Annotated in this window: 16 protein-coding genes; 6 read left to right on the top strand and 10 right to left on the bottom strand. The window is 64.1% G+C overall.

Annotated features, from left to right (window positions below):
* Positions 1-87 precede the first annotated feature (87 nt).
* Positions 88-2343, bottom strand: a complete 2256-nt coding sequence (gene parC / locus AC0L2L_RS18640) for a DNA topoisomerase IV subunit A (protein WP_473580029.1) — start codon at positions 2341-2343, stop codon at positions 88-90.
* A gap of 89 nt (positions 2344-2432) precedes the next feature.
* Here parC and AC0L2L_RS18635 point away from each other — a divergent pair, with 89 nt between their 5' ends.
* Together AC0L2L_RS18635 and AC0L2L_RS18630 are read left to right on the top strand one after the other, a co-directional pair.
* Complete coding sequence (locus tag AC0L2L_RS18635; protein WP_473580027.1) at positions 2433-2702, top strand: hypothetical protein; 270 nt, start codon at positions 2433-2435, stop codon at positions 2700-2702.
* Positions 2703-2757: 55 nt separating this feature from the next.
* On the top strand, positions 2758-3948 hold the full coding sequence (locus tag AC0L2L_RS18630; protein WP_473580026.1) for a hypothetical protein: 1191 nt from the start codon (positions 2758-2760) through the stop codon (positions 3946-3948).
* Between the two features lie 97 nt (positions 3949-4045).
* Here AC0L2L_RS18630 and aspS read toward each other — a convergent pair whose 3' ends face one another.
* Positions 4046-5842 (bottom strand): aspartate--tRNA ligase, encoded by a 1797-nt coding sequence (aspS, locus tag AC0L2L_RS18625; RefSeq protein ID WP_473580025.1) that lies wholly within the window; start codon positions 5840-5842, stop codon positions 4046-4048.
* A gap of 114 nt (positions 5843-5956) precedes the next feature.
* The gene (locus AC0L2L_RS18620) at positions 5957-6715 is read right to left on the bottom strand and encodes a DeoR/GlpR family DNA-binding transcription regulator (protein WP_473580024.1); all 759 of its coding nucleotides are present in this window, start codon (positions 6713-6715) and stop codon (positions 5957-5959) included.
* A gap of 117 nt (positions 6716-6832) precedes the next feature.
* Between AC0L2L_RS18620 and AC0L2L_RS18615 the strand changes: the two genes are divergently transcribed.
* On the top strand, positions 6833-8041 hold the full coding sequence (locus AC0L2L_RS18615; RefSeq protein ID WP_473580023.1) for an MFS transporter: 1209 nt from the start codon (positions 6833-6835) through the stop codon (positions 8039-8041).
* A 128-nt stretch (positions 8042-8169) separates the two neighbouring features.
* A complete protein-coding gene (gene rnd / locus AC0L2L_RS18610; protein WP_027167995.1) occupies positions 8170-9321 on the top strand; it encodes a ribonuclease D in 1152 nt (383 codons plus the stop codon).
* A gap of 53 nt (positions 9322-9374) precedes the next feature.
* On the opposite strand, the gene AC0L2L_RS18605 is transcribed toward rnd, so the two are convergent.
* The 5 genes from AC0L2L_RS18605 to AC0L2L_RS18585 all read right to left on the bottom strand — a co-directional run bounded on the left by AC0L2L_RS18605 (position 9375) and on the right by AC0L2L_RS18585 (position 12729).
* Complete coding sequence (locus AC0L2L_RS18605; RefSeq protein ID WP_473580022.1) at positions 9375-9794, bottom strand: MAPEG family protein; 420 nt, start codon at positions 9792-9794, stop codon at positions 9375-9377.
* Positions 9795-9801: 7 nt separating this feature from the next.
* Positions 9802-10350: a hypothetical protein gene (locus tag AC0L2L_RS18600; RefSeq protein ID WP_473580021.1), complete on the bottom strand. Its 549-nt coding sequence runs from the start codon at positions 10348-10350 to the stop codon at positions 9802-9804.
* A gap of 43 nt (positions 10351-10393) precedes the next feature.
* A complete protein-coding gene (gene guaB, locus AC0L2L_RS18595) occupies positions 10394-11896 on the bottom strand; it encodes an IMP dehydrogenase (RefSeq protein ID WP_473580020.1) in 1503 nt (500 codons plus the stop codon).
* 141 nt (positions 11897-12037) lie between these two features.
* Positions 12038-12487 (bottom strand): PIN domain-containing protein, encoded by a 450-nt coding sequence (locus AC0L2L_RS18590; RefSeq protein WP_473580019.1) that lies wholly within the window; start codon positions 12485-12487, stop codon positions 12038-12040.
* Entirely contained in the window at positions 12484-12729 is a 246-nt protein-coding gene (locus tag AC0L2L_RS18585; protein WP_473580018.1) for a type II toxin-antitoxin system Phd/YefM family antitoxin, read from the bottom strand. Before AC0L2L_RS18585 ends, AC0L2L_RS18590 begins: the two co-directional genes overlap by 4 nt.
* 215 nt (positions 12730-12944) lie before the next feature.
* Here AC0L2L_RS18585 and AC0L2L_RS18580 point away from each other — a divergent pair, with 215 nt between their 5' ends.
* A complete protein-coding gene (locus AC0L2L_RS18580; RefSeq protein WP_473580017.1) occupies positions 12945-14366 on the top strand; it encodes an MFS transporter in 1422 nt (473 codons plus the stop codon).
* 172 nt (positions 14367-14538) lie between these two features.
* On the opposite strand, the gene AC0L2L_RS18575 is transcribed toward AC0L2L_RS18580, so the two are convergent.
* Positions 14539-15234, bottom strand: a complete 696-nt coding sequence (locus tag AC0L2L_RS18575; RefSeq protein ID WP_473580016.1) for an RlmE family RNA methyltransferase — start codon at positions 15232-15234, stop codon at positions 14539-14541.
* Complete coding sequence (locus AC0L2L_RS18570) at positions 15231-16556, bottom strand: Ppx/GppA phosphatase family protein (protein WP_473580015.1); 1326 nt, start codon at positions 16554-16556, stop codon at positions 15231-15233. Before AC0L2L_RS18570 ends, AC0L2L_RS18575 begins: the two co-directional genes overlap by 4 nt.
* A gap of 266 nt (positions 16557-16822) precedes the next feature.
* On the opposite strand from AC0L2L_RS18570, the gene AC0L2L_RS18565 reads away from it, so the two are divergent.
* Positions 16823-17755 carry a lysylphosphatidylglycerol synthase transmembrane domain-containing protein gene (locus AC0L2L_RS18565; protein WP_473580014.1) on the top strand — a complete coding sequence of 311 codons (933 nt, stop codon included), beginning with the start codon at positions 16823-16825 and terminating at the stop codon, positions 17753-17755.
* Positions 17756-17781 lie beyond the last annotated feature (26 nt).

The following is a 17781-nucleotide window of genomic DNA, read 5'->3' as shown; positions in this document are numbered from 1 at the left end:
ACAGCTGCCCACGAACCAAACCAGCAGCCAGCCCGATCAACCTCTTGACCCCATGGTCCTCATGTGAGGGGAGAAGGAAAAGCCTCACTACCCGAACTTGCCCGTCCGCGGGAAACCCTTCGGCACCATGCGGCCGGCGGCGGCGCGCGCGCCGATCCACTCGGCCAGTTCCTCGCGCGACTTGACGAAGGTGCGGTCAGCCGAATCCTGCCAGGAGAGCCCGGCGGCAATCGTGAAAGTCTTCAGGTCCAGCACGCCGCCGTCCTTGTATTTCTGCAGGCGCACGCCCTTGCCGCGCGCCATTTCCGGGATCTCGGCCAGCGGGAAGACCAGCATCTTGCGGTTCTCGCCGACGATGGCGAGATGGTCGCCCGAGACCGGGATGCAGCGCTTGGCCTCGTCCGGCGCCTTGACGTTCATCACCTGCTTGCCCTTGCGGGTGTTGGCGACGACCTCTTCCTCCGAAACGACAAAGCCGTTGGCGTCGTAGGAGACAAGCAGCAGCTTGCGCTTGGGATCGTGGACAAAGGCGGTGACGATGTCCTGATCGTTCTCCATGTCGACGATGATGCGGATCGGCTCGCCATGGCCGCGTCCGCCCGGCAGCCGGTCGGCGCCGATGGTGTAGAACTTGCCGCCGGTGGTGAAGACCAGGATCTTGTCCGTGGTCTGGGCATGGAAGGCAAGCTTCAGGCTGTCGCCTTCCTTGAAGGTGAGCTGCGCGTAATCGGTCAGGTGGCCCTTCATGGCGCGCAGCCAGCCCTTTTCCGACACCACGACGGTGACCGGCTCGCGCTCGATCATGGCGTGCGCGATGTCGGTCAGGTCATGCTCCGGCGCATCGGCGAACTGGGTGCGGCGCTTGCCGAGTTCGGTCTCGGGGCCGAATTTGTCGCGGACCTTGGTGACTTCCCAACGGATCGTCGTCCATTGCTTGGCATCGGAAGCCAGCAGAGCCTCGATCTGCTTCTTCTCCTCGGTGAGGCCATCGAATTCCTTGCGGATCTCGAATTCTTCGAGCTTGCGCAAGGCACGCAGGCGCATGTTGAGGATGGCTTCGGCCTGGTTGTCGGTGAGCGACCAACGGGCCATCATCACCTGCTTGGGCTCATCCTCCTCGCGAATGATCCTGATGACCTCGTCGATGTTGAGATAGGCAATCAGGTAGCCGGCGAGGATTTCCAGCCGCTTCTCGATCTCGCCGAGCCGGTATTTCGAGCGGCGGATCAAAACCTCGCGGCGGTGGTCAAGCCACTCCTTCAGCACGCCTTTCAGCGACAGGACGTTCGGCACCTTGCCGCGCGACAGCACGTTCATGTTGAGCGGGAAGCGGCTTTCGAGCTCGGTGAGCTTGAACAGCGATTCCATCAGCAGGCCGGGATCGACGGTGCGGCTCTTCGGCACCAGCACGACGCGGATATCCTCGGCGCTCTCGTCGCGGATGTCTTCGAGCAGCGGCAGCTTGCGCGCCATCAAAAGCTCGGCGATCTTCTCGATCAGCCTGGCTTTCTGCACGCCGTAGGGGATCTCGGTGACGACGATGCTCCAGGTGCCCCTGCCCTGGTCCTCCTGGCTCCATTTGGAGCGCACGCGGAAGCCGCCGCGGCCCGTCTCGTAGGCCTCGAGGATCGAGGCGCGGCTGTCGACAATGATGCCGCCGGTCGGGAAATCCGGTCCCTGGACGAAATCCATCAACTTCGCCACCGGCGCTTCCGGATGATCGATCAGATGGAGCGCAGCGTCACAAAGCTCGGCGGCGTTGTGCGGCGGGATGGAGGTCGCCATGCCGACCGCAATGCCGGAGGAACCGTTGGCGAGCAGGTTCGGGAAGGCGCCCGGGAGAACGGACGGCTCCTCGTCCTCTTCATTGTAGGTCGGGCGAAAATCGACGGCGTCCTCGGTGATGCCGGCAAGCAGCTCGGTCGCCACCTCGGTCATGCGCGCTTCGGTGTAGCGCATGGCGGCAGCGTTATCACCGTCGATGTTGCCGAAATTGCCCTGCCCGTCGACCAGCGGGTAGCGCATCGAGAATTCCTGCGCCAGGCGCACCAGGGCGTCGTAGATCGACTGGTCGCCATGCGGATGGAACTTACCCATCACGTCGCCGACGATGCGGGCGCATTTGGCAAAGCCCTGGTCGGGGTTGAGCCGCAACAGCCGCATGGCGTGCATGATGCGGCGATGGACCGGCTTCAGCCCGTCGCGCACATCCGGCAGTGCCCGGTGCATGATGGTCGACAGCGCGTAAGCGAGATAGCGCCGTTCGAGCGCTTCTTTCAGATCGACCGGTTCGATTTTGTCGCCGCCGCCATTGTCATCAGGCGGCAAAAGCCTTTTTCCCATGGATTTGGACTAGCCGAGCGGGTGATTCGCGGCAAGCGCCGCGTGAACGTCGGCGCATTCGTCGCGGCCGCAAAGGCGCGATCGGCGATGTGAAGGATTTCACGGAACCGGCGCGGCGGCGGCTGCAATTTGCCCGCCGGTCTGCAACAGGCGGCGGCGGCATCGTGACGCCGGACAACATCAACCTGTTACATGCGGCTTCTATCTGGCATGCAACGCGCTGGCGGAGGGCCGCGGTCTTCATGACAAATTCACCGCATCGGGCGATGGCTGCCGACCGGCGTTTGCTTTTCATCGCCATTTTCGACAAATGTGCCGGGAAATGCCTTCTTCCGGTCCCGTTCGTCACGGAATGGTGATGGATCAGGTTTCAAAACAATTTCATCATAGCCAAATCAGGACAGGGAACTCGCCATGACAATCCAACGCTCGATGCTCAAGAAACTGGCCTTTTCGACCTTTCTGCTGACGCTGCCGCTCAATGCGGCATTTGCCGCCGACCCGGCGGTGGCCGAGCGTATCAAGGCAACCCTCGCGGCCCAGGGCGTCGACATTTCCTGGACCGGAGCCTCCGGAGACGATTCCAACGCCGTGCTGCAGGGTGTTTCCATCAAGCCGGCGGCCGAGAAGGAAGCGCTGGCGATCGGCGACGTTAAGCTGGAAGGGGTCACCGAAGCCAATGGCGGCTACGAGATCGCCACCGTCTCGACCTCGCCTTTCGAACACAGCAAGGACGGCGTGACGCTCAACCTCAGCCCCGTCGTCATCCATGACATGAAGGTTCCGGCCGAAGGCGGCACCGACCCACTCGGCTCGCTGATGATGTACAAGTCGGCCGAGTTGTCCAACATGACGGTCAAGGTCGGCGACAAGACGGCGTTCGCGATGGACGGGCTTGCCGTCCAGATCACCCCGCCGGCCGACGGCAAGGCGATGGACTTCACCGCCAACACCGAAAAATTCACTGCCGACCTGTCGCTCGTCGACGACCCCAAGTCGAAGGAAGCGATCGAGGCGCTCGGCTACCAGAACATCTCGGGCAATATCGACATGGCAGGCAGCTGGCAGCCGAGCGACGGCAAGATGGAGCTGTCGAAATATGACATCTCGGTCGAGAATGCCGGCACGCTCGGCATGACCTTCAACCTCGGCGGCTACACGATCGACTTCATCAAGTCGATGCAGGAGATGCAGAAGAAGCTCGCCGCCCAGCCGGAAGGTGCCGACAAATCGGCGCAGGGCATGGCCATGCTCGGCCTGATGCAGCAGCTTTCCTTCAACGGCGCGTCGGTGCGCTTCGAGGACGATTCGCTGACCGGCAAGGTGCTCGACTATGTCGGCAAGCAGCAGGGCATGTCGGGCAAGGACGTCGCCAACCAGGCCAAGGCGATCGTGCCGTTCGGCATGGCGCAGCTCAACAATCCCGAGCTGACGGCGGAAGTCTCGACGGCGGTCAACAGCTTCCTCGACGATCCGAAGAGCCTGGAAATCTCGGCCGAGCCGCCGTCATCGGTGCCGTTCGCGCTGATCATGGCCGGCGCGATGTCCAACCCGCTCGACCTGCCCAAGACGCTCGGCGTCAAGGTCAAGGCGAACCAGGACTGATCGAACAGTCAGCTCCAAAAGAAAAGCCCGGCAGCGATGCCGGGCTTTTTTGTTCAGGCCGATTCTTCAAGCGAAGAAAAAGGCTTGGCTCTGAGTCCTAGCCTTCCTTCTTCGCCACCGCAACACGCAGCGACAGCTCGCGCAGCTGCTGCGGGGTGGCCTCCGAGGGCGCGCTCATCAACAGGTCGTAGGCCTGCTGGTTCATCGGGAACATGGTGACCTCGCGCAGGTTCTTTGCGCCGACCAGGAGCATGACGACGCGGTCGATGCCGGCCGCCATGCCGCCATGCGGCGGCGCGCCATACTGGAAAGCGCGATAGAGGCCGCCGAAGCGCTCCTCGACTGTCTGGCGATCAAGGCCGACCATCTCGAAGGCCTTGACCATGGTTTCCGGCAGATGGTTGCGGATGCCGCCGGATGCTATCTCGAAGCCGTTGCAGACCATGTCGTATTGGAAGGCCTTGATGCCGAGCGGCTCCTGCCCGTTCAGCGCCTCGATGCCGCCTTGCGGCATGGAGAACGGATTGTGGGCGAAGTCGATCTTCTTTTCGTCTTCGTTCCATTCAAAGAACGGGAAGTCGACGATCCAGCAGAGCTCGAAGCGGTCACGGTCGACGAGGTTCAATTCCTCGCCGGCGCGGGTGCGCGCCGCGCCCGCGAAGGTGACGAACTTCTTCGGGTCGCCGGCGACGAAGAAGGCGGCATCTCCGTCGGCAAGGCCGAGCTGTTGGCGGACGGCTTCGGTGCGCTCCTCGCCGATGTTCTTGGCGAGCGGGCCGGCGCCTTCGAGCTTGTCGCCCTCCTTGCGCCAGAAGATGTAGCCCAGTCCCGGCTGGCCCTCGCCCTGCGCCCAGGAATTCATGCGGTCGCAGAAGGCGCGGCTGCCGCCGGTCTTGGCCGGAATGGCCCAGACCTCGGCCTTCGGATCGTTGGCCAGGATGTTGGCGAACACCTTGAATCCGGAATCGCGGAAATGATCCGAGACCGCCTGCATCTCGATCGGGTTGCGCAGGTCCGGCTTGTCGGTGCCGTAGGTGCGCATCGCCTCGTCATAGGGAATGCGGCGGAATTTCTGGGTCACCGGCTTGCCGGCGGCAAAGGTCTCGAAGACCGCGCGGAGGACGGGCTCCATCGTATTGAGCACATCGTCCTGCTCGACGAAGCTCATCTCGAGGTCGAGCTGGTAGAATTCGCCCGGCAAGCGGTCGGCGCGCGGATCCTCGTCGCGGAAGCAGGGCGCGATTTGGAAATAGCGATCGAAGCCGGAGACCATGATCAGCTGCTTGTACTGCTGCGGCGCCTGCGGCAGCGCGTAGAAGGTGCCGGGATGGATGCGCGAGGGCACGAGGAAATCGCGCGCGCCTTCCGGCGAGGATGCCGTCAGGATCGGCGTCGAGAACTCGGTGAAACCGACCTCGTCCATGCGCTTGCGCATCTCGGCGATGATCTTCGTGCGCGCCACGATATTCTTGTGCAGCGTCTCGCGGCGCAGATCGAGGAAACGGTATTTCAGGCGGATATCTTCCGGATAATCCGGCTCGCCGAACACCGGCAGCGGCAGTTCCTTGGCGGCCGACAGCACCTCGATCTCGCGCGCGAAAATTTCGATCTCGCCAGTCGGCAGGTTCGGATTGGCGGTTTCCGCCAGCCGCGCCTTGACCTCGCCGTCGACGCGGATCACCCATTCGCCGCGCACGGTCTCGGCGACCTGGAAGGCCGGCGAATCCGGATCGGCGACGATCTGGGTCAGGCCGTAATGGTCGCGAAGGTCGATGAAGAGCAGGCCGCCATGGTCGCGCACGCGATGCACCCAGCCCGACAGACGGACGGAACTGCCGACGTCGCTCTTTCTCAACTGGGCACAGGTGTGGCTGCGGTAACGATGCGTGGTCATGGGTAAAGTCCGGAAATTGCGGGCATCGGCCCGGCTCGAAAATTGGCGCGAAAAGCGCATGAGAGGCTGGCTTTGTCAAGGCAAGCGGTCACACAGACGCGCCGCTTCGGCCGATCAGGCGAAGTGGATACGCGCACCCTGGCTTTGGAAGTCGGCGAGCGTGGCGGGAGGCGCGGTCTTTTCCACCACAAGATGGCGGATCGCCTCCGCCCCAGCCACGCGATACGGCGCCGCGGTGGCGAGTTTGTCGTTGGTGACGGCAATGACGATGCCGGCGCTGTTTTTCGCCATGGCGCGTTTCACTTCGGCTTCGGCCGAATCGAAAGCGGTGACGCCGCGCGCAACATCCAGCCCGCAGGACCCCAGAAAGAACAGGTCGGCGCCGAGCTGAGCCACGGCGGCGAGCGTATCGGCGCCGACGCAGGTGCCGAGATCGGGCACGTAGCGGCCGCCGAGCACGATCAGCTGGACCAGGGGACGATCCGTGAGAGCCGAGGCGACGCCCAGCGAATTGGTGGCGACGGTCAGTTCGATGTCACGCGGGATCGCCCTGGCGATCGCCTCGTTGGTCGTGCCGCCGTCGATGAACAGCGACTGCCCGGCCACAAGCAGCCCCACTGCCGCCTTTGCCAGGCGGGTTTTTTCCTCGGCCGCATGACCGCTGCGCTGGCTGAGCGTCGCCGCGGCAAAGGGCGCCGATGCGACCGCGCCGCCATAGACGCGGCGCAACTGCCCGGCCTTCGCCAGTTCCCGCAAATCTCGGCGCACCGTGTCTTCCGAGACACCGAAACGGCTGGCGAGCTCGCCGGCCAGCACCTTTCCGTCCGCCGCAAGCCGGTCGCGAATGAGTTGGTGCCGTTCTTCGGTGAGCATGCACGATCCTATTTATTTGTGCGCATTCTTGCATGTTTTGCCTGTTCATGCAAGAAATAGAGTCGTGAGCGGAGCTGAAAGTATGCCCGCCGAAATCTCCTTGTCGGATTGCCCGTGATGACCCTTGGCCTGAAACTCGCCCCCCAGTACCGCGTCTATGCCGGCTTCGCGATCTATTCCTTTGCCATGGGCAACATCTTCCCGCGCCTGCCCGACATCAAGCGCGCCATGGCGATCGAGGACGGCACCCTCGGCCTCGCCCTGATCGGGACGCCGATCGGCACCCTGATCGCGCTGACGCTGGCGACGCCGATCCTGGAACGTGTCGGCTTTCGCCGCGCGCTGCTCTGGTTGGTGCCGCTGCTTGCTCTCGTCTATGCCATCGCGGCGCACGCGCCCGGCCCGACTGCCTTATTCTTGATGCTGCTCCCGGTCGGACTGATGATCGGCAGCATCGAAATCATCTTGAATGTCGAGGCCGACAGAACCGAGTTCCTGCTCCAGCGCCGCATCATGAACCGGGCGCATTCGTTCTGGAGCATCGGCTTCTTCGGCGCGGGCCTGTTCGGCGGCGCGCTGGCGCATCTCGGCCTGTCGCCGCAATTGCATCTGGCGCTGGTCGTGCCGATGGTCGCCGTTGCGATGGCGCTGTTCCTCGGCCGCTTCGAACCGGCGCCCGCCCGTTTCGCCGCGACCGGCGACAAACCGCCGATGTTTGCACGGCCGACGCTGCCGATCCTCGTCCTCGTCGCGGTGACGCTGTCGGCAATGCTGATGGAAGGCGCCAGCATGGACTGGTCGGCGATCTACATGCGCACGGTATTCGAATCGGGCCCGTTCGTTGCCGGGATAACAGTGGCGCTGTTCGCCTTTTCGCAGGCGACGACACGCTTCTTCGCCGATAGCTTTGTCGATCGCCACTCGCCGAGCGGCGTGGCGCGCGTGCTGTTGGCGACAATGATTGTCGGCGTGGTCATCGTCTTCTTCTCGCCCCTGCCCTTCATCTCGATGCTGGGCTTCGCGCTTCTGGGCATCGGCAGCAGCGCCATCTTCCCGCTGGCGATCTCGGCGGCGGCGCAGCGCACCGACCGTCCTGCGGCGATCAATGTCGCGGCTTTGTCGCAAATCTCCTTCGTCGCTTTCCTGCTCGGCCCGCCGCTGCTTGGCTGCGTGTCGGATCATTGGGGCATCCGCTCGGCCTATGGCATCGGCATACCGTTCATCCTGCTCAGCCTGGCCACCGCCGGCGCGCTTGGCCGGCGGCCATCGGCCGAAGTCACGGATCTCGCCATGCAAAGGGCGGAGGCGCCGGTCGGCGAGGCCTGAACATCCTGCCGGGCCCTCGGATATCGCCATCGCGCGAAAGTAGCGGTGCGTGACGAGGCAGCGGCGCTTGACGAAGGCGCGCGCGGCTGAAATTGAAAGAGGCTTAATATTGTGCCAAAAGCGATTTGATGCAGGTCATTACCACACAAGAAGAACTCGAGAGCGTCGTCGCGGCGTTCGAAAAGTCGGAATTCGTTACCGTCGATACCGAATTCATCCGCGAGACGACCTTCTGGCCTATCCTCTGCCTGATCCAGATCGCCGCGCCTGGGATTGAGGCGCTTATCGATCCGTTGTCGCCCGGCATCGACCTGAAACCGTTTTTTCGGCTCATGGCCAACGAAGCGGTGCTGAAGGTCTTCCACGCGGCGCGCCAGGACATCGAAATCGTCGTCCATCTCGGCGACCTGGTGCCGCATCCGGTGTTCGACACACAGGTGGCGGCGATGGTCTGCGGCTTTGGCGACAGCGTTTCCTATGACCAGCTCGTCCAGAAGGTCACCGGAGCCCGGCTGGACAAATCCTCGCGCTTCACCGACTGGCGGCACCGGCCGCTTTCCGACAAGCAGCTCGAATACGCGCTCGCCGACGTCACCCACCTGATCCAGGTCTACCAGCATCTCAGCGCCGAACTGAAGCGCGAGGACCGCGCCCATTGGCTGAACGAGGAGATGGAGGTGCTGACCTCCCGCGAGACCTACGATCCGCATCCCGAGGATGCCTGGAAGCGGCTGAAGATGCGACTGCGCAAGCCGCAGGAGCTGGCGATCGTGCAGGCGGTGGCCGCCTGGCGCGAGCGCGAGGCGCGCGAGCGCGACGTGCCGCGCGGCCGCGTGCTCAAGGACGACGCGATCTACGAGATCGCGCAGCAGGCGCCGCGCGACATAGCCGGCCTCGGCAAGCTGCGCACGACGCCGAAGGGCTGGGAACGCTCCGCGACGGCAACCGCGCTGCTTGGCGCGGTCAACGCCGCGCTTGCCTTGCCCAAGGACGCCATGCCGAAACTGCCGAAAAGCGTGCAGCCGCCCGAGGGATCGAGCGCGGCGGCCGAGCTGCTCAAAGTGCTGCTCAGAATCGTCGCGGAGAAGGAAGGCGTCGCCGCCAAGGTGCTAGCCTCCAGCGACGATATCGACCGCATAGCGGCCGAGGGCGACGAAGCCGACGTGCCGGCGCTGCAAGGCTGGCGGCGCGCCGTTTTCGGCGAGCAGGCGCTAAAGCTGGTGCGCGGCGAGATCGGCATCAAATTCGACAAACGCAGGATCGCGGTGTTCGATCTTTAGCGTTGTGGCACCCGCTCCGCGTTGCGGAGCAACCTACCCGCAAGGGGTAAGCTTTACACCGCCCCGAGCAGGTGCAGCGCGAACCAGATCCAGGCGATGAGAAGTATGCCCGCGCCGAGGAAGAAGGCGCGGCTGCGGTGTAGCATATAGTTTCTGTCGAGATGCACCCAGGCGTGGACATAGCGTGTGACTATGAAGAGCCACATCAACGCCAGCGTCAGGTAGTTCACGCCATTGGTGACGAACAGCGCCAGGCAGAGCACGTGGAAGAGAACCGGCAGCTCGAACTGGTTGATCAGATTGTTGGCGACGGTGACGCTCGAAGCCGGCTCGGTCGAGCGGACCCTGTACTGGCTGACCTTGGCCTCGCCCGACTTCACGGCCCCATAACGCCGCTTCAGCATCACCAGATAGACGATATAGACCAGGAGCACATGCGCCAGCATCGGCCAGAAGATGGCGGTCTGGCGCATTTAGTGCTCAGCGCCGACGCTGCACGGCCAGCGCAAAGACCGCGATGACGAAGACCGGGATCGCCAGCAACGCGAATTTGGTGACTGTCAGCGAAGAGGCGAAAGCCAGCGAATCGGGATTGGCCAGCTGGAAATCCGAGAGCAGCCGCGCCAGGGCAAAATTCTGGGCGTAGTCGGCGACCGTATAGGGAAGCACCAGCACCAGAGAGAACAATGCCTGCAACTGCGCCGGCATGGCGCGGAACGTGCTGAGCCGCCGCCCGAAAGCAACGATGAGGCTGACCAGCGTCAGCGACAGTAGCGCCGGGAACAAAAGGTCGAAGGTCAGGTAGTGCCAGACGATGATGATCTCGCCGCCGCGCCGGCCGAGCGCCGTCAGCCACGCCATGCCTTCATCGGGCGTGAAGCCGGCGACGCGCATGTCGAGCGAGAAGAGCCCACCGCTCAAGCGCTGGAAATAGAGGAACTCCAGCGCCGTCATGACGAGGAAAAGCGCAATCGAGGCGATGGAGAGCGCCGCCGCGTGCCGCGACAGCCGCAGCACCGCCACGCTCAAGCTACGCCAAAGCCCCTTGCGGTCGGGCCGATCGGCTTGCCGATCAAAGGCCGCCGGGGTAATTGGGGCTTTCGCGGGTGATCGTGACGTCATGGGCGTGGCTTTCACGAAGTCCGGCGTTGGATATGCGCACAAAAGTGGCGCGCTCGCGGAAATCTGCAAGATCACGTCCACCCACATAACCCATAGCGGCTTTCAGGCCGCCCGCAAGCTGGTGCAGCACGCCAGCCACAGGTCCTTTGTAGGGAACCTGCCCTTCAATGCCCTCCGGAACCAGTTTCAGCGTGTCGCGGACCTCGGCCTGGAAGTAACGATCGGCCGAGCCGCGCGCCATGGCGCCGACCGAACCCATGCCGCGGTAAGCCTTGAAGGAACGGCCCTGGTGCAGATAGACCTCCCCCGGGCTCTCGTCGGTGCCGGCAAGCAGCGAGCCGATCATGGCAGCGCTTGCGCCCGCGGCGAGCGCCTTGGCGAGATCGCCTGAATATTTGATGCCGCCGTCGGCGATGACGCTTACGCCGGCCTTGCTGGCGGTCTCGACCGCCGACATGATCGCCGACAATTGCGGGACGCCGACGCCGGCGACGATCCTGGTCGTGCAGATCGAACCCGGGCCGATGCCGACCTTGACGGCATCGGCGCCGGCGTCGATGAGCGCCCGCGTGCCGTCGGCGGTGGCGACATTGCCGGCCAGGATCCGCACCGAGTTGGACAGCTTCTTCGCCCGGGTCACCGCATCCAGCACGCGCTGCGAATGGCCGTGCGCGGTGTCGATGACCAAAAGGTCGACGCCGGCATCGATCAAGCGCTCGGCACGCTCGAAACCATCGTCGCCCACACTTGTGGCGGCGGCCGCGCGCAGACGCCCTTGGGCGTCCTTGGTGGCGTGCGGGTTGAGCTGCGATTTCTCGATGTCCTTGACGGTGATCAGGCCGACGCAATTGCCCTTCCTGTCGACCACCACCAGCTTCTCGATGCGGTGCTTGTGGAGCAGACGCTTGGCCTCGTCCTGATCGACGTTCTCCTTGACCGTGATCAGGTTCTCACGGGTCATCAGCTCGTAGACCTTCTGCGCCGGATCGGAGGCAAAGCGCACGTCGCGGTTGGTGAGGATGCCGACGAGCCGGCCGACCGTATGGCCTCCGATGCCGCCATTCTCGACCACCGGAATGCCGGAGATGCTGTTGCCACGCATCAGCGCCAGCGCGTCGGCGAGCGTTGCGTCCGGGCCGATGGTGACCGGGTTCACCACCATGCCGGATTCGAATTTCTTCACCTGCCTGACCTGCTCGGCCTGCTCGGCCGGCGAGAAATTGCGATGGATGACGCCAATGCCTCCGGCCTGCGCCATGGCGATCGCCAGCCGCGCCTCGGTGACGGTGTCCATGGCGGCCGACAGGATCGGCACGTTGAGATCGATATCGCCGGCGATGCGGGTGCGGATGTCGGTCTCGCCCGGCATGACTTCGGAATGGCCGGGCTGCAAGAGCACGTCGTCGAAGGTCAGCGCCAGTGCGCCGGTGGACGTTTCGATGATTTTTGACATGGCCAGTCCTTTTGAATGCGGAAAAGGCGCTGGACCGATTTGGCCAACGCCGACTCTCATCTTCCCTTTCAGGATTGGCGCTGGCTGGTAACACGTCCCGGGATGGAAGAAAAGCCGGTCGTTGCGCGGTATGTCAGGATGCTAATCGGCGCCAAGGAAGGCATCGAGCAAAGCATGACGCGGCGACGCAAAAGGATTGGTGACCGTTACGCCGCCCCAGGTAAAGCCATCTTGTAGGTCCTCGGACAGGAGCAGCCGGCAACCGGTTTGCGAGGCCGTGGAAAGAATGACTGCATCCCAGATGCCAAAAAGGTGATCGGCGGCCAGATCGGCTGCCATCATCATCACTTCGGGTGTCGTTCCGGCAACCGGAAATGCATCCCGCCAACTCAGGAGCGCGTCGCGAGCGATTTCCGGCGATCGCCCGGCCTTACGGACAAGCACATTATAAAGTTCGCCTAGCACCTGGATCGGAACGACAGCAGCCTCTTGTGGTACGTTGCGCAACAGTTCGAGAACGGTATCGCGCTTTTCGGAGCCATTGACCCCTTCCGCGTAGGCAAGGATGTTTGTATCGAGTGCGACCTTCACCGGTCGTCCTCGTAAAGCTCGTCGCGCGTCCAGCGTCCGGCATCGACGACCGGCTGCCGCTCAAGTCGCGACAACAACGCCATGCGCGAGCGGACCGCCACGCCCTCATGCTTCCCGGCAGGCACGATCCGAGCCACCGGCCGCCCATGGCTGGTTACGACATAGCTCTGCCCCTCGCGTACCTCACGCAGGATATGAGAGAACCTGCGATTGGCATCGGCTGCCGTAACGGCTTCATCCATGATCGCACCTATCTTGTAGTTATTTTCACTACAATAATACCAGAGCCCGCTTTTATCAAGGATCCCGGGTTATGTGATCGCCACCGAGGGTTGCGGTCGCACAAAAGTGACAGCATTTAATGCGACATCCGGGCCGAGGCGTGATAACCGCCCGGTCGCACCGGTTCGCCCCCAAGCCGGGCCTAGAATCGCAAAGACAAATCAGGGCGTTTCCCTTGAACCGCATCATCCCGCTTATCCTGGCGGTCGCACTTTTCATGGAGAACATGGATTCGACCGTGATCGCGACGTCGCTGCCGGCGATCGCCGTCGACATCCACACCAGCCCGATCGCGCTGAAGCTGGCGCTGACGTCCTATCTGGTGTCGCTGGCGATCTTCATTCCGATCAGCGGCTGGATGGCGGACCGGTTCGGGGCCAAGAACGTGTTTCGCGCCGCGATCGGCGTCTTCATCGCCGGCTCGGTCGCCTGCACCTTCGCCAATTCGCTGCCGGCCTTCGTGGTGTCGCGTTTCCTGCAAGGCATGGGCGGTGCGATGATGACGCCGGTCGGGCGCCTGGTGCTGGTGCGCGCCACGCCGAAGAGCGATCTGGTCGCAGCAATGTCCTGGCTGACCGTGCCGGCGCTGGTCGGCCCCCTGGTCGGTCCGCCGATCGGCGGCTTCATCACCACCTATTTCACCTGGCACTGGATATTTCTGATCAACGTGCCGATCGGCCTCATCGGGATGTGGCTCGCCACGCGTTACTTGCCGGAAACCGAGCCGGCCGAGACGCCGCCGCTTGATTTCCCGGGATTCGTGCTCTCCGGGCTCGCCGCTTCCGGCGTCGTCTTCGGCCTTTCCGTCGTCAGCCTGCCGGCGCTGCCGCCAATGGCCGGCTTCATCACCGTTGCCGTCGGCGTGGTCGCGGGCGCGCTCTATCTCCTCCATGCCCGCCGCGCCAAGAACCCGCTGCTGGCGCTGGAGCTTTTCCGCAACCAGGTCTTCCGATCCTCCGTGCTTGGCGGCTCGCTGTTTCGCGTCGGCATCGGCGCGGTGCCGTTTCTTCTGCCACTGATGTTCCAGATCGGTTTCGGACTGACGCCGTTCCAATCCGGCATGATCACCTTCGTTTCGGCGATCGGCGCCATCGGCATGAAGTTCGTCACCGCGCTGCTCTTCCGCCTTGCCGGCTTCCGGCGCGTGCTGATCTGGGGCTCGCTGGTCGCGGCCGCGTCGATCGCCATCTACGGCCTGTTCACGCCGCAGACGCCTTACGCGCTGATGCTGGCGATACTTTTGGTCGGCGGCTTCATCCGCTCGATGTTCTTCACCGGCGTCAATGCGCTCTCCTATGCCGAGATCACGCCCGCCGACACCAGCAAGGCGACGCCGATCACGGCGGTCTTCCAGCAATTGTCGATCGCGCTCGGCGTGGCGCTGGCCGGCGGCATCCTCGAAGTGTCGACCTCTATCCATGGCGGTCCGCTGACCTTGAGCGACTTCCACATCGCCTTCTTCATCGTGGCAGCGGTCTCGGCGGTGGCGTCGATCACCTTCATGCGGCTGGCGCCGGACGCCGGCAACGCAGTGTCCGGGCATGGGCGGTTAACGGCGCCGAAAACGCTGGAGACGGTGAGCACCGCGGGGAAGTAGCCGCCTTTCCCTTCTTTCCTTGCGGGAGAAGGTGGATCGGCGCGCAGCGCCGAGACGGATGAGGGGTGTTCCAGCGGAGTGAGACGCTAGCGTTCCCTGGAACGCCCCTCATCCGGCCGCTTCGCGGCCACCTTCTCCCACAAGGGGCCCACAAAGGGAGAAGGAGAAGGCGCTACCCCTTGAACTCCTTCGCCAACAAATAGAGCTCTACTGACTCATCCCGCGAGGCCGGCGGCTTGACATGGTGGACCGAGCGGAAATTCTTCTTGAGCATGGAGAGCAGCTCGTTCTCGGCGCCGCCCTGGAATGTCTTGGCCAGGAAATGCCCGCCGGGCTTCAGGACATGCAGCGCGAAATCGGCCGCGACTTCGCACAGATGCATGGTGCGCAGGTGATCGGTGCGGCGATGGCCGGTGGTCGGTGCGGCCATATCGGACAGCACCACGTCCGGCCGGCCGCCGAGCGCCTCGGCAAGCCTCTGCGGCGCGTCGGGATCGAGGAAATCCATGAGCAGCACCGGCGCCCCCGGCACCGCGTCCATTTCGAGATAGTCGATGCCGACGACGTGCGGGTTTTCGGCGGTCGACTTCGTCCGCGCGGCCGCCACCTGGCACCAGCCGCCGGGGGCCGCACCGAGGTCGATCACCTTCATGCCGGGCTTCAGGAGATGGTGCTTGTCGTCAATCTCGATCAGCTTGTAGGCGGCGCGGGAGCGGTAGCCGTCGGCCTTGGAGCGCTGCACATAGGGATCGTTCATGTGACGCTCGAGCCAGCGGCGCGAAGATTCCTTCAGGCCGCTTTTTTTCTTGATCCGGGTCTTGAGGACGCGAATGCTGGCCGAGCCCGGCTTTTCGGGTTTCTTCGTCATAAGCGGCCGCGCCCATCATTACGCCAGACGCCGGCATCGGCCATCAGCTCGCTCAGGATTCCCTCGCGCAGGCCGCGGTCGGCGACGCGCAGCCGCTCCGACGGCCAAACAGCGCGGATCGCTTCCAGGATGGCGCAGCCGGCGAGCACGAGATCGGCGCGATCGGCGCCGATGCAGGGGTTGGCGCAACGCTGCTGGAAATCCCAGCCGATCAGCCGCTCGATCATGCGGTCGACGCTGTCGCGGTCCATCCACAGCCCGTCGACGCGGCGGCGGTCGTAGCGCTCGAGATCGAGATGCACGCCGGCAAGCGTCGTCACCGTGCCGGAAGTGCCGAGCAGATGGAAGTTGGGGCTGGCCAGCACATGCGCGAGCCGGTCGCGGCCATCGAAGACCTTCAACCGCGCGGCCACGTCGTCGACCATCGCGGCAAAAGTCTCGCGCGTCACCGTGCGACCGCCGAAGCGTTCGGCGAGCGACACTACGCCGACGGGCAGCGAGGTCCACGACACGATGTGGTTGGCCAACCGTGGCGAGCGCCGTCCGGTCAGGTCGATCAGCGCAATTTCGGACGAGCCGCCGCCGATGTCGAACAGCACCACGCCTTGCGTGTCGCGCTCGACCAGCGAGCCGCAGCCGGAAACGGCAAGGCGGGCCTCGGTCTGGCGGTCGATGATCTCGAGCTTCAGCCCGGCCTCGCGCTCGACGCGATCGAGGAATTCGACACCGTTGGCGGCCGAACGGCAGGCTTCGGTGGCGATCAGCCTGGCTTTCCTGATCTTGCGGTTGCGCAGCTTCTCGCCGCAAATCTTCAGCGCCTCGACCGCGCGGTCCATCGCGGCCTGGTTGAGCCGGCCGCTGGCCGTCAGCCCCTCGCCCAGCCTGACGATGCGCGAGAAAGCGTCGATGACGCGGAACTGGCCGTGGCGGCCAGGCACCGCGACCAGCAAACGGCAATTGTTGGTGCCGAGATCGAGCGCGGCGAAGACAGGCAATTCCTGCTGCGGCGGACGCGGCGGGGCCGGGAGCGGCGGCCTTGGCTCAATCCGCGGCGGTGCGCCCTGAGGCTGGCTTGCGGAGCTGGCGGCAGGCGCGACAAGCGGCAAGGCGCCGTTCTCGTCGCGCGCAAACACCTTGCGGCCACGGCGGCGTTTGCGGCGCTTACGCGTCTTGCCGTTCGGCTGTTCGCCATGATGGTCGGCTCTGGCATGCGCGCCTGCGTGGCGGCTGAACCGCCCCGCGGGCGGGCCCACCGATTCCGTCGGCGATGCCCCAGACATGCCCACTGCCGACGCGCCCGCGCCGGTGTCGTGGTCTTCCACTTCAGTTCCTTCCGGCGCCGCGCGAACCGGAAACGGACGCAGCAGGCACCTCGATTTGTTTCAAGTTGGCGACAGACTAGCAGCGCCGCTCGCAATCACCAAGAGCGGTCGGCCTAATTTCGCCAACGTCCTATTTTGCCAGCGTCACGTTAGGGCAATGTCTTGCCGGTTGAATAGCCGGCTTCAATCAGGCATGTCTCGAATGAGGGTTTGGAAGGGTCCGGGCAACATCAAGCCAATGAGCTGCAACGCATGATGACGACGCCATGAATTGGAGGCGCTATTTCTGGCCGGTCATAGGCATCGCGGCCGTGGCGTTCTCGCTGTGGCTGCTCATCCACGAACTGCGCGGCATTTCGCTCAACGATGTCTGGATCGGCATTGCCGCCATCCCGACGCGGGACTGGGTTCTGGCGGCGCTGAGCGCGGTCGTAGCCTACGCCTCGCTCGCTGGCTACGACCACATCGCGCTGCTGCATATCGGCAAGAAGGTCTCGTGGCTGTTCGTCACGCTGTGCTCCTTCACCACCTATGCGGTGTCGCACAATATCGGCGGCTCGGTGTTCTCCGGCGCGGTGATCCGTTACCGCGCCTACGCCACGAGGGGGCTGACCGGCCAGGAGGTCGGCGTGCTGGTGGCGATCTGCTGGTTTACCTTCATGCTGTCCAGCGTTTTCGTGGGCGGCCTCGTGCTTCTGCTGGAACCTGAGATCATCGATCGTTTCACGGGCGCGCCGCATCACGGCGCGGCACTCGCCGCAGGGCTCGCCATGCTCATCCTTGCCGGCGCCTATGCCTTTGGCAGCTGGCTGCGGCTCAGGCCGCTGAAGATCGGCAGCTTCCAACTGCACTACCCGGCGCTGCCGATCGTGGCGCGGCAGTTGCTGGTCGGCCCTGTCGAATTGCTGGCCGCCGCCGCGATCATCTATTTCGCCCTGCCGGAAGCCGGCAATCCCGGCTATTTCGTCGTGCTCGGCGTGTTCATGGTGTCGTTCTCGATCGGGCTCCTGTCGCATGCGCCGGGCGCGCTTGGCGTGTTCGAGGTCGTCTTCCTCACCGGCCTTTCCGACATGGATCCGGTTGGCGTGCTCGCCGCGCTTCTGGTGTTCCGCCTGTTCTATCTCATCATTCCGCTGGTGATCGGCCTGGGCCTCGTGCTCTATTTCGAGCACTCGCAATACAGCCGCGGCGAGAGTTGAAGTCTTCCGCCGACCCGTGGGAGAGC

It is taken from the genome of Mesorhizobium sp. WSM4832 (genome assembly GCF_055811115.1).
The sequence above is the reverse complement of the archived record's forward strand: the minus strand, read 5'-3'. Positions and strand labels throughout refer to the sequence as shown.